We start from the raw sequence: 1,092 nt of genomic DNA on the forward strand, positions 1-1,092 counted from the left end.
CGATCTCGGCCGCGTAATCCTCGGTGACGGAAATTCTGGTCGACGGGGTCGGCAGGTCAGGAACCCGACCGTCCACACCGCTGGCGTCGGGGCTCATGAATACGCACTCCCTGTCGTCGAAATAGATGACCTATAACGACGACCAGTGAACACTCTGCTGCACTTAGCCGCCACGATAATCAACATTGCCGAATTACTTCAGAAATCTTTTTGTAAAAATCTGAATTTTCTATTCTTCCTTTCCCACTTTCTCTCGCAAGGTCCAATTCTGCGAGAGGCTTTAGTCCCGAGGGCCACGCACCAGCATCGGCGATGCGTTGGTCACCGAAGCTCCGGACGATCATCTCGCGGCGCTCGGTGGGGGTGACATCTGTTTGATACAACTTAGCCCGAGGGCTGAAATTCCTTGTCTGCGCCGTATTCGCGGGGCGCTCGGGTTCGTTCGGTGTCGGTGCAGCTCGGGGACCTCGCCTGAAGTGGCAGCTGCTTCGGTGTACGGGCAGGGCACGCGTTCAGTCCGTTTCGCTTTAGTTCGGGCGCGGTCATTTCATGCAGATGCGCCGTGAATGCAGCGCTACCCCGGCAGGAATCGACCGGAGACATCACGTGGCTGCAGGCCCACTTGTCATCTTGCCGACAAATTACCTTTTCCGTTGTTCAATAGCGGACGCACATCTCGTCGATTTCGCTGCACATTTCGGATGTAAATGCAAGGGCTATCGCTACACCGGAATCGTGGCCAGATTCAGTCCACCGGCACCGACAGTGAGGGGCAGTGTCACCGGAGTGCGCGGCTGGCTGTCGATCAGCCGACTGGCCTCCGCGTGGCCAGAACCAACTCCGACCACTACCCACGGGTTCCGGGGTTGCTGAGTTGCCTGCGTTCGAAACATGATCTTCGGGAGTGCTCTCATGCATTGATGCGCCTTGAGACCGTCGAGTTCGATCATCTTCGGATCGACGCCGATCAAGGGAATTCCGCGCAAAGACGCTTCGGTCAAAATCGTGCGGATGGCAGAGGTCTTTCCGCCTCCGGTCGGGCCGACGATCAGGCAATGCGGCTTGTTCGATTTGGTCGAGACGTCCCAGTAG

Annotated in this window: 1 pseudogene; it reads right to left on the minus strand. The window is 57.4% G+C overall.

From position 1 onward, the window contains the following. Window positions 1–920 precede the first annotated feature (920 nt). Window positions 921–1,092 (minus strand): annotated as a pseudogene (locus RhoBH5_RS32560) (FtsK/SpoIIIE domain-containing protein); the annotation flags it as partial.

It is taken from the genome of Rhodococcus sp. BH5 (genome assembly GCF_027583855.1).
In the GTDB taxonomy this organism is placed as follows: domain Bacteria; phylum Actinomycetota; class Actinomycetes; order Mycobacteriales; family Mycobacteriaceae; genus Rhodococcus_F; species Rhodococcus_F qingshengii.